Here is a 13,817-nt window from a genome sequence, read left to right on the forward strand (position 1 = left end):
AAACTATAAAGGCATAATAATATGTTACCAAATACAATATTAAAACAAACGTACAAATTATACATAATAGTAAATGTTATGAAACTGATAACTAACACATAAATAAAAAATGATTTATAATAATATTTATAGATAATGTGAGTTCTGATTGTTTGAATGTGATTTTATAGTTTTTGAGATCGACATTATAATTTTATTAGTAATTTAGATAATATAAAAACTAAATAAATGCATTGCCTTATACTAGGTAAGATCAAAATAAACGAAAAACAAAATCAAACTAATTTTGTATCACAATAAATAAACGTTTTACAATATTTAATGTTGAAAGTGACTCCCAAAATTGGCTAATTAAATTAATAAATTTGAGCTCAAACAAAGTCCAGCATATATTAAACTACTTCGAAGATTACTGGCCAATTGAAGAAACGACTGCTCAGCTTCTCAAAAATTCCGTAATATTTAGAGAATTGAAGAGAAAAGAATTTATTCTTAAACAAGGTGAAAAATGTAATTACATCTATTTTGTTGTAAAAGGGGTTTTAAAACTTTTTCATACTGACGATAATGGAAATCAACATAACCTTCAATTTGCTACCGAAAAACTTTGGCTAACTGATTTTGGAAGTCTCTATAATGATACTCCAAGCGAACTATACATTCAAGCTTTAGAACCCACATCTATTTTACAAATCAAAAAAAAAGATCTTTTCGTTTTATACGATAATTCTCCCCTATTCGATAGAAACATGCGAATCGTAACTGAGAATGCGTTTATTGAACAACAAAACAGGTTACTTCAAACTATATCTTCTACAGCAATAGAACGCTATCAATATTTTCTAAATAAATATCCCGACCTCTCCAATCGAATTTCTAATGTCCAAATAGCTTCTTATTTGGGAGTTACTCCAGAGTTCTTAAGTTCAATACGAAAAAAAACAGTCAATACATAGACGTTTTTCTTAAACTATCTTATTGTTTTAAATAAAAGTACCTGAGTAGTTTTGTAATTAAATTTTGACTTTTATAAATAACAAAAAATGAAAAAGTCCAGATTATTTTTTATTTCGATTCTATTAATAATTATTTGTTCGTACACAAATAAAAAAAACAATTTACCTATGATTATAGAAATAACGACCTATAAACTAGCTTCCGGTATAACTGAAGAAGCATTTTTACAAGCTTCTAATGCATTTAATAAAGACTATTGCTCTAGAAGCAAAGGACTTATTAGCAGGCAATTTCTAAAAACAGATGATGGCTATTTAGATATTTTCTTTTGGGAAAGTAAGGAAGATGTTGAACGAGTTCAAGAAACATTTATGCAAGATAAAGATGCTCTAAAATTTGCAAGAATGATTGATTCAATGAGCTTTTCTATGAAAAACTATGAAGTCATTGGAACTTATGACTTTAATAATTAATACTAATTTTATTTCCAAGAATAATTTAGAAAATTCACATTCTAAAACCCGCGAATTCTACTAAGGAAAAACATAGTATATTACTTGTTTTTAACAAAAAAACCAGAAACTTTAAGTTTCTGGTTTAATACCTGAGTTAACATTCTATGTTAACAATATAAGTAGGAAATCAAAATGAGCAGATGTTTATGGTAAACCATTAATGATGGTTGTTAATTGAGCTTCTGTAGCTACAGATGTTTCATCATCGGTAAATATTATAAGACCGTTTTCTTCAATGGTTACAGATTTAATAGCATATTTCCAGTTATCTCCATCTTCAGTAGCAAAAATGATATGGCATTCTAATCCAATAGGAATTAGTCCATAATGCTCGCTAAATAAACCAGTTTCAGAATCGTAAGTATCTAAGTTAGCTAAACCAGCATCTTCACCGTCGTAAGAGATAAAAACAGAACTGTTCGTATTGTTATACCCTTCGGGCACAGCTACTAAAATTGTCGTTTTTGGACGCGGGTCATTATAAAAACGGTCTACATTAGACCATCCAAATGATTGGAAAAAGCCATAATACTGATCGCCTTCAGCAAATACGCCACCTTCTCCTTGAGGATCGTCGCGTTCTACTTCATCCCATGCTAGGTTGCCGTCTTGATCTATTCTACCTTCCCAAAGTGTCATATCATTATCCGCACCTCCCGTTAAATCTGCTGGAATTTGCATTTGGAACCCACAATTGGTTTCTAAAGCAGTACCATTTTGAGTTGCATTTACAAAGAACTCACCTCCAGAAATAAGTAATCCTTTGTCACCATTTGGTAAGGTTCCCATGGTAGGTTTATTAGTTGTAAGCATGCTGCCTTTATCAAAAAGTTCAACAAATTCTACATCTACAGTTCCTGTTACAGTCTCTCCGTTTAAGGTCAAACAAGAGCTACTAATGAAAATCTGTACACCTTTTTCAGATGTAAGCATGATATTTCCATCATCGGCATTAAACTCAAATGTTTGTGTTAAGTTTTCAAGAGCAGCTTCTTTTAAATTATTAAAATCTTCGGCTGTTGGACGAATTAAAATATCGCCATCGTTATCATCATTGTTTGAACAGCTTGTTAATAATAAAGCAGACATTAAAATGGTTCCTAAAATGTTTTTAAAATTTTTCATGATTAATTGGGTTTTAAATTTATTATTCGGGTTTATATAAACAGGGTAATTATTTTGTTACCCTGTTTTAGTAATTATTTTTTTATTGTTGAGGTTGACTGATTATTTTTTTAGATACAATAGCATCTCCAGAGGCAACTAATTGTATCATTTTATAAGCATAAGCTTCAGTAGAAGAATACCCTTTTGCATGTCCTGTTGCAGTTTCGACTTCCCAGAAATAATTTCTTTTAGAATTGTTTTTTGTTTCGGTCTTTAAAACAAAATAACTTTCAATTTTTGATGCTCTTACAATTTCTCCAGAGCTTGTTAAAGCAATCATGCGTTTTGCGTCTTCTACAGAAAGAGAGGTTCCTGAGTAAACACTTTTATTAGTTTCTACTTTCCAGTCATAAACTTTAACTAAGTTTTCATTGGTAATATCTACACTAACAGTTGTTGTGCTAAGGTTCGGTGTTAAGGTTGTAGCATGAGAGTTTAATATTGATAATACTACAGTACCGATAATTAATATTGATTTTTTACTCACGTCATTAATATTTTTTAAGTGTTCGTGAAATTTCTTTGTAATTTTCATGATTTCTAATTTTTATGGATTAATTAAGTGTTTCAGTATTTTTAACTGTCACACCCTTATATCAGAACCATTTAAAAATTGTTACCCTTTTATTTCAAAGTTTTTTTATTCAAAAAGAATTCCCCGAGGTTTTGTCTCGGGGTTTCCATTGAAATTGTCATTCCCGTGAAAAGGGGAATCTAAATACAGAATTTCTATTTTTGCCCCAAAAGATTAAAACGAAACAGGTAAAATATTTCTATGCTTTGCCTTGAGAATAGCTGGTTTCAAGAAATTCTTTATTTTAGTAGCAAATACAAGGGTTAATGAGTGAGAAAAAAATACACGAAGACCAGAAATATATAGACGGATTACTTAAAAACAACTCGTTTATTATTCAAGCTATATATGATAAGTTTGCTCCTAAAGTGGTTAATTATATAAAGCAGAATAGTGGGGATAGTGATAAGGCCCAAGATGTCATACAGGATACTTTAATAACCATTTATAATCAGGCAAGTGAAAAAAAACTACAGCTTACCTGTCCGTTTGATGCCTATTTCTTTTTACTATGTAAGCGGAAATGGTTAAACGAATTAAAAAAATCTTCTAATAAAGAGGTAACAATTAATGAAGATGTGTTATCTAAAGGTGACGAAGCTCAAGAACTGGCTTTTGAAACCTCTGTCTTTGGTGAAAAACAAGCGCTATTTACAGAAATGTTTCAAAAACTTGGAACCGCTTGTAAAGATTTGTTAACTGCTACTTTTAAAATAAAGTCGATGGAAGAAGTAGCAAAAAGTTTAGGTGTAACATATGCTTATGCCAGGAAAAAGAAATCTTTATGTATTGGTAAATTGACAGAGCTGGTTCAAAAGTCACCAAAGTTTAACCAACTTAATAATTAATAGCCATGGAAGATCAGAATTACATATTATTTGAATCCTACTTATCTAAAGAGTTATCTCAGGACGAAGTTTCTGCCTTTGAATCACGATTAAAAAATGAATCAGATTTTAATCAGGCATTTAACACTTATAAAGAATTGTCTTTTTTTTTAGAACATAAATTTGAAGATGAATCAGCCTCAACAGCATTTCAGAATAATTTAAAAACTATTTCTAATACTTATTTTGAAAAACAAGAACCTTCTAAAAAAGTAATGCGCTTTAAACTTTGGCATTATGCTATGGCAGCAAGTATTGCTTTACTAATAGGAATCGTTACATTCAATAATTTCTCTAACCCAACTTTTAACGATTATAATAATTATAAAACGATTAGCTTAACAGTTAGGGGAGTGGAGGAAGCTCTTTTAAAAGAAGCTGAAAACGCTTTTAATAGTAAGGATTTTGCTAAAGCTGAAATCGTTTTTAAACGGTTGCTAGTTAAGAATGATTCAAACAATGAACTGCGATTATATAGAGGAATTGCATTATTAGAATTAGATAAGTTTGATGAAGCCGATAGTTTGTTTGGTAAGCTTTCTAAAACACCATCTGTTTATAAAAATAAAGCCATATGGTATTTAGCCTTAAGTAAATTAAAACAGAAAAACTATGATGCTTGTTTAGACGTTTTAAAAACAATCCCAGAAGATGCAGATGAATATAAACAAGCTCAAAAGCTTATTAAAAAGTTAGATTAATCTAAAGAATTCCTCGACGCCCTGTGTCCTTATCCTGTTCACCTCTCCTTTGGAGAGGTCAGAATTGCTTTTTTGGGCAGTTTTGGGTGAGGTAAGTAAAGATATTTTAAACCCGTCAGGTTTTTAAACCCTAGCGGGTTTTTCATTAGCGAAAATTTGTGAAATTCATGTCAAACTTTAAATACTTCATTATTTTTACCAAATGATTATTACAGATACACATACTCATTTATATAGTGAAGCTTTTGATGAAGATAGAAACGAGATAATTGATCGCGCTATAGCCCAAGGAGTCTCTCGGTTTTTTATTCCAGCAATAGATTCTGAGTATACCAAAGCTATGCTTCAACTCGAAAAGGATTACCCTAATAATATGTTTTTAATGATGGGTTTACATCCTACACATGTTAAAGACAATTATAAAGAAGAGTTGAAACATGTGGAAGACATGCTTGCAAAGCGACATTTTTATGCGGTGGGAGAAATAGGCATTGATTTATATTGGGATACATCAACATTAGGAATTCAACAAGAAGCGTTTAAACATCAAATTAGACTTGCAAAGCAATATAAGTTACCAATAGTTATACATTGTAGAAATGCATTTGATGACATATTTGAAATTTTAGAAACAGAAAAGAGTGATGATTTATTTGGTGTTTTTCATTGCTTTACAGGAACATTAGAACAAGCACATCAAGCTATTTCATATAATATGAAACTAGGTATAGGAGGTGTTGCTACTTTTAAGAACGGAAAAATTGATACCTTTTTAAATCAAATTGAGATTAAACATATTGTATTAGAAACAGATTCCCCTTATTTAGCTCCAGTACCGTATAGAGGAAAACGAAATGAAAGCGTATATGTTATAAAGGTGTTAGAAAAATTGGTAGATATATATGGTATATCTCCAGAAGACATAGCAGCAATTACAACTCAAAATTCTAAAGATGTTTTTAAAGTTTAAAATATGAGCGTTATAAAACCAAAAATATTACTAATATATACAGGAGGAACCATTGGTATGGTTAAAGATTTTAAAACCGGATCACTTCGTGCATTTGATTTTAAAACGCTTTTAGAAAAGATTCCGGAATTACAACTTTTAGATTGTAAGATTGATACAGTATCATTTAAAGAGCCCATAGATTCGAGTAATATGAATCCAAAATACTGGGTTCAAATTGCCGAGATGATAGAAACTAATTATAAAGCATTTGATGGTTTTGTTGTTTTACACGGGAGTGATACCATGAGTTATACAGCATCTGCATTAAGTTTTATGTTAGAGAATTTAGCAAAACCAGTTATATTTACAGGATCTCAATTACCAATAGGCGATTTAAGAACCGATGCAAAAGAAAATTTAATTACATCCATACAAATAGCGTCATTACAAAGTAAAGGCAAGCCACGAATTAAAGAAGTATGCTTATATTTTGAATACAAATTATATAGAGCTAATAGAACAACAAAGATAAATGCAGAACATTTTGAAGCATTTGCCTCTTTAAACTACCCCGATTTAGCTGAGTCGGGTGTGCATTTAAAAGTTAATGAAGAATATTTATTCAAACCTGATTTAAACAAAGCTCTAAAGATTCATAAAAAATTAGATAATAATATTGCATTAGTTAAACTTTTTCCAGGCATTACAGAAAATATTTTGCAAAGTATTTTTAGTACTTCAAATTTAAAAGCTATTGTGCTTGAAACGTATGGTTCAGGAAATTGTACTACAGAAACATGGTTCATTAATATGTTAAAAGAAAATATTCTTAAAGGCATGCACATTATAAATATTACACAATGTTCTGGTGGAAGTGTTATGATGGGGCATTATGAAACGAGTAATGAGTTAAAAAATATAGGAGTTATTTCCGGAAAAGATATCACAACAGAAGCGGCAATAAGTAAATTAATGTATTTATTAGGTCAGAATATAGCTGCTAATACCTTCAAAACTATCTACGAATCACCCTTAAGAGGGGAAATGTCTTAAAATTAACTCTTAAAATTTTAACGTTCAAAGTTTTTTTTGTTATTTGAGCCCCTGTAATTAAAGAGTAATTAAAATTACAGAGAGGTGGCCGAGTGGTCGAAGGCGCACGCCTGGAAAGTGTGTATACGTCAAAAGCGTATCGAGGGTTCGAATCCCTTCCTCTCTGCTGTTATTTTGTTTTTAATTGCTTTTTTTTTAATATCTTTAACACTTTAACTAATATATTTAAGATCTAGAACATGAAAAGATTATTTTCTATCCTTGCCATTACAGGAATGGTGGCATTCGGAACGACTAACGCAACAACAATTGCAAACACAAATACAGCTGTAACTACTGTTAACACTATTCAAGAGACTACTGAAGAAGGCGCTGCTGCTGAAGAGACTCTTGGTTTTCATCAAGAATTGAAAAAACGTTTTATTGAAGGTGGAGCTGGCTTTATGGGGATTGTATTATTATGTTTAATTCTTGGACTAGCAATTGCTATAGAAAGAATTATCTTTTTAAACCTTTCAACTACTAATACAAAAAAATTAACACAAAGTGTTGAGGACGCTTTATCTTCAGGTGGTGTAGAAGCTGCAAAAGAAGTATGTAGAAATACAAAAGGGCCAATCGCATCTATTTACTATCAAGGATTAGATAGAACCGATGAAGGTATCGAAGCTGCTGAAAAAGCTGTAGTAGCCTACGGAGGTGTTCAAATGGGACAATTAGAGAAAAATGTATCTTGGATTTCATTATTTATCGCCTTAGCACCGATGCTTGGTTTCATGGGTACGGTAATTGGTATGATTCAAGCATTCGATAAAATTGAAGCTGCTGGAGATATGCAACCATCTCTTGTTGCAGGTGGTATTAAAGTAGCACTTTTAACAACTGTATTTGGTTTGATCGTGGCTATTATACTTCAAATCTTTTATAATTATATTATTGCTAAAATTGATAGTATTGTTAACGACATGGAAGATGCTTCTATCACGTTAATGGACCTATTAATTAGAAATAAAAAGTAATAATTAAATATAAAAATTATGAAACTACATAAAGTTTTAAAAATAATAGCTTTCGCACTGGCTATTATTGGCGCGATTTTTGCGCTAATGATAATAGCGGGGGATGAAAAAGATGCTCTAAGTATGAGTGGAAACATGCTATATGTTGCATATGTTGTACTTGGATTGATATTGGTAATGGTTTTTTTATTCGTAATAAAAGGATTATTTGCTGGAAATATTAAGAAGACATTAATGACTGTAGGTGCTTTTCTAGCAATCGTCTTTATTTCGTATTCTATATCTTCAGGTACAGATTTAGATTTAACACCTTTTACTGATAAAGGATTAGATGTAACAGAAGCAACATCTAAGCAAGTTGGTGCTGGGTTATATACATTTTATGTATTAGCTTTTTTAGCTATAGCATCAATGGCATTCTCAGGAGTGAAAAAAATATTTAACAAATAAATTATGGCAAAAAGAGCAGCACCAGAAGTAAATGCAGGCTCCATGGCCGACATTGCGTTCTTACTATTAATATTTTTCTTAGTAACAACAACTATCGAAACAGATTCAGGAATTAACAGAAAACTTCCGCCTATGGAAGAATCTGAGGAAGATGTTGTGATCAAGCAAAGAAATATATTTACTGTGTTATTAAATGGTAAAGATCAATTGCTTGTAGAAGATGAACTAATGGAACTTAAAGATTTAAGAGCTGCAGCTATTGAATTTTTAGATAACAATGGCGACGGATCTTGTGACTACTGTAAAGGAAAGAAAGATAAATCATCTTCTGATAATCCAGATAAAGCAATTATATCTTTAAAGAACGAGCGAGAAACAACTTATAAGACTTATATAGCGGTTCAAAATGAACTAGTAGCAGCTTATAACGAATTAAGAGATGCCAGAGCTCTGGCACAATATGGGAAGCCTTTTTCAGAAATGCAGGCAGACTATAAAGATGTAAATTGGCCTGGAAATAAGGAAAGATTAAAAGCGAAGATAGATCAAATAAAAACGGATTATCCTCAAAAACTTTCTGAAGTACAATAATTTAACATTTATAAATATGTCTAAATTTAAAAAGAAAAAAAGTGGTGATATGCCAGCGGTTAATACAGCATCTTTACCAGATATTGTATTTATGTTATTATTCTTTTTTATGGTGGCCACAGTAATGAGGCAAAACACTTTGAAGATTGAGAATAATTTACCGTTTGCAGATCAAGTAGAAAAACTAGATAAAAAGGATTTGGTTATGTACATCTATGCAGGAAAACCAAGTGCTAATTACGTACAATATGGTAAAGAAGCAAGAATACAGCTAAATGATGATTTCGCTAGTGTAAGAGACGTAGCTGCTTTTATAGCCGCGGAAAGAGCTTCTAAACGTGAAGAATTAATACCATTTTTAACTACAGCTTTAAAAGTAGATAGTGATGCTAATATGGGGCTAATTGGCGATATTAAGCAAGAGTTAAGAAAAGTAAATGCGCTTAAAATTAACTACACTACTAAAAAAGGTTCTGTATTAGGAAGAGATTAATATTTACTTACTCTTAATTTTAAATAAAAAGGCGTTTTGATAATTCAAAACGCCTTTTTATTTTTAAAAACCTGAACAATTTTACTTATAATTGTATGTTAGTATAATAACACACTAATTAATGAAACACCTATTTATTTCCGTATTTTTTTTAATGCATTTTGTGTATTGTTTTGCTCAAGAAATTAATGATAAAGAGGTTGATTCACTTTATAGGGAAGACCAATTTTATGCAGGTGTAACTTATAATTTGCTAGGCAACATGCCCAAAGATGTCGAACAAAGCGGTTTTTCTTTAGGATTCCATCTGGGCTTTATTAAAGATATGCCTATTAATAAGAATAGAAATGTAGCTATAGGTGTTGGTCTTGGGTACTCATCTAATTCATTTAATCAAAATTTACTAGTAGATAAAGACAATATGGGGAAGGCTACTTATAGTGTTTTAAAAGATAATAATACATTTATTAAAAATAAATTCTCTAACCATTTAATAGAACTTCCTATTGAGTTTAGATGGCGCACATCTACAGCAACTGAGTATGATTTTTGGCGTATTTATACAGGGTTTAAGCTAGGTTATGTCTTTACGCATACAACCAAGTACCGAGGTGATTTGGGTAGGATTAGATATACTAATATTGAGGATTTTAATAACTTTCAGTATGGTTTAACACTAAGTGCAGGTTATAACACATGGAATATATTTTTATACTATGCTTTAAACCCTATTTTTTCTAGCGATGCTAATTTAGATGGTAATAAGATAGATATGAATACCATAAAAATTGGCTTAATGTTTTATATTTTATAACCAATAAGGTACCAAAATTAACTGCGGAACCATTCCAATAAAAACACCCATGATTAATTCTTTATAGTCGTGAGCATTTAGATGTAATCTGGATGTAGCAACAGCACCCATTATTATAGACATTAAAGCTAATATACCATTAATGTTTATACTAAAATGTATACTTAAAATAACTAAAAACATAAATAATCCAGAAATAGCAATCATATGTATACTTGCTTTAAATTTAAAAAAGGCAAGCATTAGACATGCCATGGTAGAAATTAATATACCAACAAAGAAAAAATAAAGCTCTATAATTTGAGAAGGTGTAATAATACGCTGTAGCACTATAATAATCACTAAACAGTTAAGTATTAGGGGGATAATGCGTTCTTTGGTGCTTTCTAGATAAATTGATTTTACCTTGCCTAGTGTTTTTAATAAAAAATAGAGAAGAATGGGTAAAATAATGGTAAGTATAAAAAGAGATACCAACTTTGCTTTTACTATTTCTTCTGGAATGAATCGTGGTGATTTAAAAAAATAGAAAATAACCCCTAGTACAGGCATTAATAATGGATGAAAAATGTATGAGATACTTCTTAATATTCTATCCATTATATCTTTTTACGTAAACGGGCAACAGGAATATCTAGCTGTTCTCTGTATTTTGCAACGGTACGACGAGCAATAGGATACCCTTTTTCTTTTAAAATGCTTGCTAGAGTTTCATCGGTTAAAGGTTTCTTCTTGTTTTCTTCTTCTATTACAGTTTCTAAAATTTTCTTTATTTCCCTCGTAGAAACATCCTCTCCCTGATCATTCTTCATGGATTCAGAAAAGAATTCTTTAATCAGTTTTGTGCCATAAGGAGTATCAACATACTTACTGTTGGCAACTCTTGATACAGTAGAGACATCCATAGAGATTTCATCGGCAATGTCTTTTAGAATCATGGGTTTTAAATTACGCTCGTCACCTGTTAAAAAATAGTCTTTCTGGTAATGCATAATAGCACTCATCGTAACAAATAAAGTTTGTTGGCGCTGTTTTATAGCCTCAATAAACCATTTTGCGGCATCTAATTTTTGCTTGATAAAAATAACAGCATCTTTTTGAGACTTCGATTTGTCTTTCGTGTCTTTATATCCTTTAAGCATATTGTTGTACTCTCTAGATACATGAAGTTCTGGTGCATTTCTTCCATTAAGAGTTAACTCTAATTCACCATCTACAATTTTAATAGCAAAATCTGGAACGACGTGTTCAACAATTCTATTATTTCCAGCGTAAGAACCTCCAGGTTTTGGGTTTAAATGTTCAATTTCTGAAACAGCCTCTTTTAGTTGCTCTTCGGATATATCAAATTTCTGGATTAACTTCTTATAATGTTTTTTTGTAAATTGATCAAAAGCATTGTCAATAATGTCAATTGCTAGTTCGTTTTGCTGTGTTTTTTCTCTTCTATGCAGTTGAATACTTAAACACTCTTGTAAACTTCTGGCACCAACACCAGCAGGATCTAATTGATGTACAATTTTTAGAACGTGTTCAATTTTTTCTTCGGTAGTATAAACGTTTTGAGTAAAAGCCAAATCGTCCATAATATCACTTAACTCTCTACGGATATAACCACTTTCGTCAACACTTCCTACTAAAAATTCTGCGATTTCACGTTCTTCTTCATTAAGACGGTAGGTATTTAATTGATTTATTAAATGTTGCGTAAACGAAGTGCCCGCAGCATATGGCATCGTTTTTTCATCATCATCGCTGCTATAATTATTGGCTTGAGTGCGATAATCTGGAATTTCATCGTCACTTAAATATTCATCAACATTAATATCGTCAGCATTTATAGTTTCACTATCATTAAGATCATCAGCATTATCGTATTCGGAATCAAATTCATTTTCATTAGTTTCTTTACCGCCTTCAAGAGCTGGGTTTTCTTCCAATTCTTGTTTTAAACGTTGTTCAAAAGCTTGTGTAGGCAGTTGTATCAACTTCATTAACTGAATCTGCTGCGGTGATAATTTTTGTGATAATTTAAATTGTAAATACTGCTTAAGCATATTTTGATTTGGTTTAAGATAAAAGTAAAAAAAACTTTTACCTATAAATAGCTAAAGAACGATTATTTTTAAAATTCTGCATTTTGAGGAGTTCTTGGAAAAGGAATCACATCTCTAATGTTACTCATTCCAGTTGCAAACATGACTAAACGCTCAAAACCTAAACCAAAGCCAGAATGAACTGCTGTACCAAATTTTCGTAAATCTAAGTACCACCAAAGATCCTTTTCAGGAATATCTATAGTAGCCATTCTTTGTTTTAATATATCTAGTCGTTCTTCACGTTGTGCACCACCAACAATTTCACCAATACCAGGGAATAAAATATCCATAGCACGAACCGTTTTCCCATCGTCATTTAAACGCATGTAAAATGCTTTAATGTTTGCTGGGTAATCGAATAAAATAACAGGACATTTAAAGTGTTTTTCTACAAGAAAACGCTCGTGTTCACTTTGTAAATCTGTACCCCATTCGTTAATTAAATATTTAAATTTCTTTTTCTTATTAGGTTTACAATTGCGTAAAATATCAATAGCTTCTGTGTAACTAACACGTTTAAAATGATTATCTGTTACAAAATTGAGTTTTTCTATTAAAGTCATTTCGTTTCTTTCGACTTGAGGTTTTGTTTTATCCTCATCTTGCAAGCGCTTATCTAAAAACTCTAAATCTTCGCGATTATTATCTAAAATGTATTTTATAACCGATTTCATGAAATCTTCAGCTAAATCCATATTCCCAGCCAAATCCATAAAAGCAACTTCTGGTTCAATCATCCAAAATTCAGCTAAATGGCGTGATGTATTTGAATTTTCTGCTCTAAAAGTAGGACCGAAGGTATATACTTTGCCTAAAGACATAGCATAAGTTTCAGCTTCTAGCTGACCAGAAACAGTTAAGTTGGTTTCTTTTCCAAAAAAATCTTTTGAGTAATCTACTTGTCCTTCGTCATTTAAAGGCGGATTTTTAGCGTCTAAATTAGAAACTTTAAACATTTCTCCAGCACCTTCAGCATCACTTCCTGTTATGATAGGCGTATGCATATAGTAAAAACCATTCTCGTTAAAGTATTTATGAATAGCGAACGATAATGATGAACGTAAACGCATAATCGCACTAAATGTACTGGTGCGAGTACGTAAATGTGCATTTTCTCGTAAAAACTCAAACGAATGTTTTTTTGGTTGAATTGGATAGCTATCTGGATCTGAATCTCCTAAAACAGTCATGTTTTTTACTTGTATTTCAACTTTTTGCCCCTTGCCTTGACTTTCAACTAATTCACCTTTTATATGTATAGCTGCTCCAGTTGTAATGCGTTTTAGAAGTGCTTCATCGAAATTTTCAAAATCGACAACACATTGAATATTATTTAATGTAGAACCATCATTTAAAGCAATAAAACGATTTGCTCTAAAGGTCCTAACCCAACCTTTAATTTCTACTTCAGGAAAAGTGATATCCTGAGATAATAATTCTGAAACAGTTCGTAATTTCATAGATGTTAAAATTTAGAATGTAAAGATAAAAAAGCCAAATGGCTTTCGTGCATCAAATATTTAAAAAACAGACCTGTTTTGTCTT

General features: G+C 31.2%; 16 protein-coding genes and 1 tRNA gene. 12 read left to right on the plus strand and 5 right to left on the minus strand.

The window, feature by feature from the left end:
• Nucleotides 1-365: 365 nt before the first annotated feature.
• Both EM932_RS11505 and EM932_RS11510 read left to right on the plus strand, forming a co-directional pair.
• Nucleotides 366-956, plus strand: coding sequence for a Crp/Fnr family transcriptional regulator (locus EM932_RS11505; RefSeq protein WP_211344281.1), 591 nt, complete (start codon nucleotides 366-368; stop codon nucleotides 954-956).
• Nucleotides 957-1,124: 168 nt separating this feature from the next.
• Nucleotides 1,125-1,430, plus strand: coding sequence for an antibiotic biosynthesis monooxygenase family protein (locus tag EM932_RS11510; protein WP_135877337.1), 306 nt, complete (start codon nucleotides 1,125-1,127; stop codon nucleotides 1,428-1,430).
• Nucleotides 1,431-1,616: 186 nt separating this feature from the next.
• On the opposite strand, the gene EM932_RS11515 is transcribed toward EM932_RS11510, so the two are convergent.
• Both EM932_RS11515 and EM932_RS11520 read right to left on the minus strand, forming a co-directional pair.
• Entirely contained in the window at nucleotides 1,617-2,597 is a 981-nt protein-coding gene (locus EM932_RS11515; protein WP_135877338.1) for a hypothetical protein, read from the minus strand.
• Nucleotides 2,598-2,679: 82 nt separating this feature from the next.
• Nucleotides 2,680-3,174, minus strand: coding sequence for a hypothetical protein (locus EM932_RS11520; protein WP_135877339.1), 495 nt, complete (start codon nucleotides 3,172-3,174; stop codon nucleotides 2,680-2,682).
• 305 nt (nucleotides 3,175-3,479) lie between these two features.
• On the opposite strand from EM932_RS11520, the gene EM932_RS11525 reads away from it, so the two are divergent.
• The 10 genes from EM932_RS11525 (at nucleotide 3,480) to EM932_RS11570 (ending at nucleotide 10,173) form a co-directional block, all read left to right on the plus strand.
• Nucleotides 3,480-4,061, plus strand: coding sequence for an RNA polymerase sigma factor (locus EM932_RS11525; protein WP_135877340.1), 582 nt, complete (start codon nucleotides 3,480-3,482; stop codon nucleotides 4,059-4,061).
• Nucleotides 4,062-4,066: 5 nt separating this feature from the next.
• Nucleotides 4,067-4,801 (plus strand): tetratricopeptide repeat protein, encoded by a 735-nt coding sequence (locus EM932_RS11530; RefSeq protein WP_135877341.1) that lies wholly within the window; start codon nucleotides 4,067-4,069, stop codon nucleotides 4,799-4,801.
• 202 nt (nucleotides 4,802-5,003) lie between these two features.
• Nucleotides 5,004-5,771: a TatD family hydrolase gene (locus tag EM932_RS11535; RefSeq protein ID WP_135877342.1), complete on the plus strand. Its 768-nt coding sequence runs from the start codon at nucleotides 5,004-5,006 to the stop codon at nucleotides 5,769-5,771.
• Nucleotides 5,772-5,774: 3 nt separating this feature from the next.
• The gene (locus EM932_RS11540) at nucleotides 5,775-6,806 is read left to right on the plus strand and encodes an asparaginase (protein WP_135877343.1); all 1,032 of its coding nucleotides are present in this window, start codon (nucleotides 5,775-5,777) and stop codon (nucleotides 6,804-6,806) included.
• A 78-nt stretch (nucleotides 6,807-6,884) separates the two neighbouring features.
• Nucleotides 6,885-6,972 (plus strand) — tRNA-Ser (locus tag EM932_RS11545).
• Nucleotides 6,973-7,045: 73 nt separating this feature from the next.
• The gene (locus tag EM932_RS11550) at nucleotides 7,046-7,825 is read left to right on the plus strand and encodes a MotA/TolQ/ExbB proton channel family protein (protein ID WP_135877344.1); all 780 of its coding nucleotides are present in this window, start codon (nucleotides 7,046-7,048) and stop codon (nucleotides 7,823-7,825) included.
• A gap of 18 nt (nucleotides 7,826-7,843) precedes the next feature.
• Complete coding sequence (locus EM932_RS11555; protein WP_135877345.1) at nucleotides 7,844-8,275, plus strand: hypothetical protein; 432 nt, start codon at nucleotides 7,844-7,846, stop codon at nucleotides 8,273-8,275.
• 3 nt (nucleotides 8,276-8,278) lie between these two features.
• Nucleotides 8,279-8,866: an ExbD/TolR family protein gene (locus EM932_RS11560; RefSeq protein WP_135877346.1), complete on the plus strand. Its 588-nt coding sequence runs from the start codon at nucleotides 8,279-8,281 to the stop codon at nucleotides 8,864-8,866.
• A gap of 16 nt (nucleotides 8,867-8,882) precedes the next feature.
• On the plus strand, nucleotides 8,883-9,359 hold the full coding sequence (locus tag EM932_RS11565) for an ExbD/TolR family protein (RefSeq protein ID WP_135877347.1): 477 nt from the start codon (nucleotides 8,883-8,885) through the stop codon (nucleotides 9,357-9,359).
• Nucleotides 9,360-9,480: 121 nt separating this feature from the next.
• Entirely contained in the window at nucleotides 9,481-10,173 is a 693-nt protein-coding gene (locus tag EM932_RS11570) for a porin family protein (protein ID WP_135877348.1), read from the plus strand.
• On the opposite strand, the gene EM932_RS11575 is transcribed toward EM932_RS11570, so the two are convergent.
• The 3 genes from EM932_RS11575 to asnS all read right to left on the minus strand — a co-directional run bounded on the left by EM932_RS11575 (nucleotide 10,168) and on the right by asnS (nucleotide 13,732).
• Nucleotides 10,168-10,773 (minus strand): hypothetical protein, encoded by a 606-nt coding sequence (locus EM932_RS11575; RefSeq protein WP_170179779.1) that lies wholly within the window; start codon nucleotides 10,771-10,773, stop codon nucleotides 10,168-10,170. The genes EM932_RS11570 and EM932_RS11575 overlap by 6 nt on opposite strands.
• Nucleotides 10,773-12,230 (minus strand): RNA polymerase factor sigma-54, encoded by a 1,458-nt coding sequence (gene rpoN / locus EM932_RS11580; RefSeq protein WP_135877349.1) that lies wholly within the window; start codon nucleotides 12,228-12,230, stop codon nucleotides 10,773-10,775. The genes EM932_RS11575 and rpoN overlap by 1 nt, the downstream gene beginning before the upstream one ends.
• 68 nt (nucleotides 12,231-12,298) lie before the next feature.
• Entirely contained in the window at nucleotides 12,299-13,732 is a 1,434-nt protein-coding gene (asnS, locus tag EM932_RS11585) for an asparagine--tRNA ligase (RefSeq protein WP_135877350.1), read from the minus strand.
• Between the last annotated feature and the right edge of the window lie 85 nt (nucleotides 13,733-13,817).

This window comes from Flavivirga rizhaonensis (genome assembly GCF_004791695.1).
In the GTDB taxonomy this organism is placed as follows: domain Bacteria; phylum Bacteroidota; class Bacteroidia; order Flavobacteriales; family Flavobacteriaceae; genus Flavivirga; species Flavivirga rizhaonensis.